Consider the following 4,080-nt stretch of genomic DNA (forward strand, 5'->3'; position numbering starts at 1 on the left):
ATCAACTGACGCCTGCGCTGATGCTGACCGGCGCGTTCTACTACGACCACATGAAGAATGCGGCCACGGGCGGCGGCGCGACGGGAAGCGGTAATCGCTATACGGGCGTGGCGCTGGCGGAGTATGCATTGTCCAAACGCACCGAAGTGTATGGCACGGTGGACTTCAACAAGGTCACGGGTGCAGGCGATGTGGAATTGCCGGGACGCTCGAATCAGACCGGTGTGTCGATCGGTTTGCGCAATATTTTCTAAGCGTTTTTTCTTAGCGTTCTTAGCGCTTTGAATAAAAAAATACGGACGGATGCTTAGCGCATCCGGCCGTATTGCTTTAGCGATTAAATCGCTCTAAGCCTTAGAAGCGGTGACGAATACCAACGCGCGCTGCGAACTGCGTATCCGCGCCCGCTGCGCCGACAAACGACGTCGACGAACCGATTTGCGCCTGAACCGGCACCACTCGCCCCGCAACAGTGTTCTCGCCCGAGGCCTTCTGGTAAGCGCCGATCACATAGACATCGGTGCGCTTGGAGAGCGCGTAATCGACTGCGGCATTGACCTGATGCCACTTGCCTTCGAAGTTGTCGTCGAGCTTGGAGAACGTGTAGCCCAGGCCCGCGCTAAAGGCAGTCGTGAAGTTGTACTTCCCGCCGATTTCATAGTTGTTCAGCTTCGAACTCGCGGTCGCGATCGGCTGGAATTTCGTGTGCGTCCAGTTGGCGAACACCACGCCCGCAGCAATCGTGTATTTCGCGCCGATGCCGAATGTTTCCAGATCACGCAAGCCACCCGTGTTGACATTGGCCACGCTCACGCTAAAGGCGGGCGTTGCGCCGTTCGGGAAGCGAATATTCGTATAAGCCGCGCCAATGCTGAACGGGCCTTGCGCATAGTTCAAACCGAAGCTGTACGTGCTCGACGAACCTTGCGTCGTCACGCCCGCTGCCGTGGTGGTAGGCGAACCGGCGAAGTTGGTGGTGTTCGAGAAGCCGTACATCGCACCGAACGTCACGCCATAGAAGCTCGCACTGCTGAACTTCACTGCATTGTCGATACGGCTCGACGTCAGTTGATCGACGTCATTGATGTGGTAGGCGAAATTGCCCGACGGCGTCTGGCTACCCATCGTGTAGTTCGCGCCGATATAGTCGGTCGAGAACGAGTATTGACGGCCGAAAGTCAGCGCGCCGATATTGGTCTTCGAAAGACCGACATACGCCTGACGGCCGAATTCGCGGCCACCCTGACCGAGCGCGCCCGTGCCGCTGTCAAAGCCGTTTTCGAGCACGAAGAGCGCCTTCAGCCCGCCGCCCAGATCTTCGGTGCCACGCAGGCCCCAGCGGCTGCCTGATGCAACGCCGTCGCCATACTTCCACAAGCTATCGTGACCGCCTGCGGTCGCGACCTTGTTCGAATAGGTGATACCGGCGTCGATAATGCCGTAAAGGGTGACGCTGCTTTGTGCGTGCGCGGCGATGCTGAGCGTGCCGAGAGCGGCAGCGGCTACGAGGGTCTTTTTCATTTTTTCCTTGGCTTACTTAGTATTGCCCGCAAGTGCGGATGACGCTTAGAGCGCTTTTATATGGATAACTAACTATTCGATACTTTGATATGACGCAAAGCATCGGGCTTCTCAGGCTCAGCGTTGTAGTGGCGGAAATATAGCGAAATGTCAGTTTTCAGTAAACGGATTTTCTTGAATCTGTAGTATTTCTTTAACAATATGAGGCCGAGCGGGTGCAAGCTTTGCGCAATGTCGTTTTGTTTAGGTTTGTCTAAAACAACGGAGACAGATATGGATCACGGCAAAGCGCCCGACGCATGCGCGGCGGGCGTCGCGTTTATCGACGCTCAAGTGCTCATGCTTAATACGCACGCCGGCTTGTTGGCGAAGTGGATCGAAGAGGGCGGTAATGCGCCCGACCTTGGCGCGGCGGAGCGACTGCTTGAATTCAGGCACGCGCGTCCGGAGGAACACGCGCATAGCGAAGACGGTACGCCGACTAAAGGCGACTCAACCGACAACGCACCCGTCTGGCCGTCGTTTAACGAACCTTCGCAGCGCGTGGCTTTTGCGCTGCACGTGCCGTGTATGAACGCGATCATCGCCGTGGGCGATTTTTTCGATGTGCACAGGCTGTCCGCCTCGCGCACGCCGGAGGTGCAGTTCTTGATGCACCTGCGTGATGCAGCGCTGAATGCGAATATCTTTAGCATCACGGCGGGCGAACACAGGCCGCATGCGGCATTTGGCGGATTGGTGATCGACGAAAAACTCGATGGAAACGCGATGTTCGGTGACGACGCGCGCAAAGGCTTCATCGCGTTCGGCGATGTAGTGGGATTGCTGCGTTATTTGCGCAAGCTGTTACGCAGCATGCAGACCGCCATCAGCGCAGGCGATGCAGGCTGAGAGCTTGAGCAAGAACGTCAGCCGATCAAGTGATCGGCTGACGTCATAGATCTATTACTGCGCCGGAGCCGGAGCAGGCGTCGATTTCTTGCTGTGATGCTTGTGGGACTTGTGCGCCGGGCGCGGCTTGTTGTTCGGGTAAGCGGCAGTCGCGTACGACAGCGTCGGCGCAGCGAAAGCGGCGAGCACGAACAGCACGGCAAATTTCTTGAAAGACGTTTTCATCGGAGACTCGCGAAAGAGGATGGCAAAGAAGGCGCATTGCCCGGCTTGAACAGCGCCGTCAGCAATGTAAGGACAAGCACTCACGGTGTAACTTGGGGAAAACGTCAGCGTCGCAACGAGGCTACGGTTTCGCAAAAATTAGCTTGAAATTCATAGCCCGAAGTTCGACACGCCCCGGCACGATCGTTCTTTCGCAAACCGCTTTGAGAGTGCTTAAGCGACTGCGCAGTTCCCGGATCTGGCCGATGCTGCAAGGCAACAGTATTTTGCACCAGACGATTTAATTCGGCAAAGAATCGCTAAAGATTGCCGCTAAGCCTTGCCTGACAAGCTTTAGCGATTTCTTAAGCATTGCATTCGCATGTTCATTTGCGTGTTTTAGCATGCCTGCGTTCCGCGACGATGTCATGAAGGACCACTATGATCTGGCCTGTTTCCAACACAGGGCTGATCGACATGAAAGAAGAAGATATCCGCAGAAACGCCTTCGCAATGCCCGTTCACAATCCCGCTTACCCTCGTCCGCCGTTCCGCTTTATCAATCGCGAGTACTTCATCATCTCTTACGAGACCGACCCGGACGCGCTCGCAGCCGTGGTGCCGGAGCCGTTGCGTGTCGATAACAATCTCGTGCATTACGAATTCATTCGCATGCCGGATTCGTCCGGCTTTGGCAGCTATACCGAAAGCGGCCAGGTGATTTCCGTGATCGACCACGAAGGACACAAGGGCAGCTACACGCACGCCATGTATCTCGACGATGAAGGCCCGATTGCAGGCGGCCGTGAAATCTGGGGCTTTCCTAAGAAACTCGCGTCGCCTCGCTTGTCGGTGGACGGTAAGGATACGCTGCTCGGCACGCTTGATTACGGCACGCAGCGCATTGCTGTCGGCACGATGGGCTACAAGTTCCGCGCGCTGGGTCTCGACGCCGAACGCAGCAAGCTCGCCGATACCCCGAACTATCTGCTCAAGGTGCTCCCGCATGTGGACGGCACCGCGCGCGTGTGCGAACTGGTGCGCTTCTTCCTGCGCGATGTCACCGTGCTAGGCGCATGGGAAGGTCCCGCCGCGCTCGAATTGCACGCGCATGCCTTGGCGCCGGTTGCGGATTTGCCCGTTAGAAAAGTCGTAGGCGCGCGTCATGTGATCGCCAATCTCACGCTCGATATCGGCGAAGTCGCGTACGACTATCTCGCTCATGCCGATTCGCTCAAGCTCGCCGTCAATAACTAAGCTAAACCTTAAGGAAATTAAATCATGGCACTGCAAGGAAAAGTCGCGCTCGTGACAGGTGCAGCAAGCGGTATCGGGGAACAGGCTGCACGCAAGCTCGCAGCAGATGGCGCGGCGGTGGTGATCGCAGATCTGAATTTCGCGAACGCGCAGAAAGTGGCCGACAGCATCGAGGCCGCAGGTGGCCGCGCAATCGCCGTAGCGATG

Annotated in this window: 5 protein-coding genes and 1 pseudogene; 4 read left to right on the top strand and 2 right to left on the bottom strand. The window is 56.9% G+C overall.

Annotated elements, in window-relative coordinates:
• A pseudogene (locus tag P7F28_RS04255) lies at positions 1-254 on the top strand (porin); the annotation flags it as partial.
• A 100-nt stretch (positions 255-354) separates the two neighbouring features.
• Here the strand turns inward: P7F28_RS04255 and P7F28_RS04260 are convergent.
• A complete protein-coding gene (locus tag P7F28_RS04260) occupies positions 355-1,521 on the bottom strand; it encodes a porin (protein ID WP_277183195.1) in 1,167 nt (388 codons plus the stop codon).
• Between the two features lie 273 nt (positions 1,522-1,794).
• Between P7F28_RS04260 and P7F28_RS04265 the strand changes: the two genes are divergently transcribed.
• Entirely contained in the window at positions 1,795-2,412 is a 618-nt protein-coding gene (locus P7F28_RS04265; RefSeq protein WP_277183196.1) for a hypothetical protein, read from the top strand.
• Positions 2,413-2,466: 54 nt separating this feature from the next.
• Here the strand turns inward: P7F28_RS04265 and P7F28_RS04270 are convergent, their stop codons facing one another.
• Positions 2,467-2,637: a hypothetical protein gene (locus P7F28_RS04270; protein ID WP_277183197.1), complete on the bottom strand. Its 171-nt coding sequence runs from the start codon at positions 2,635-2,637 to the stop codon at positions 2,467-2,469.
• A 456-nt stretch (positions 2,638-3,093) separates the two neighbouring features.
• Here P7F28_RS04270 and P7F28_RS04275 point away from each other — a divergent pair, with 456 nt between their 5' ends.
• A complete protein-coding gene (locus P7F28_RS04275; RefSeq protein ID WP_277183199.1) occupies positions 3,094-3,873 on the top strand; it encodes an acetoacetate decarboxylase in 780 nt (259 codons plus the stop codon).
• 24 nt (positions 3,874-3,897) lie between these two features.
• Positions 3,898-4,080: SDR family NAD(P)-dependent oxidoreductase (locus tag P7F28_RS04280; RefSeq protein ID WP_277183198.1), on the top strand; the 183-nt coding region annotated here is incomplete at its 3' end.

The sequence above is a fragment of the Caballeronia sp. BR00000012568055 genome (genome assembly GCF_029439455.1).
Classification (GTDB): Bacteria; Pseudomonadota; Gammaproteobacteria; order Burkholderiales; family Burkholderiaceae; genus Caballeronia.

Bases quoted from the DNA above. Each gene is read 5' to 3' on its own strand.
- P7F28_RS04270 (WP_277183197.1), bottom strand. From the start codon at position 2,637: ATGAAAACGTCTTTCAAGAAATTTGCCGTGCTGTTCGTGCTCGCCGCT.
- P7F28_RS04260 (WP_277183195.1), bottom strand. From the start codon at position 1,521: ATGAAAAAGACCCTCGTAGCCGCTGCCGCTCTCGGCACGCTCAGCATC.
- P7F28_RS04265 (WP_277183196.1), top strand. From the start codon at position 1,795: ATGGATCACGGCAAAGCGCCCGACGCATGCGCGGCGGGCGTCGCGTTT.
- P7F28_RS04275 (WP_277183199.1), top strand. From the start codon at position 3,094: ATGAAAGAAGAAGATATCCGCAGAAACGCCTTCGCAATGCCCGTTCAC.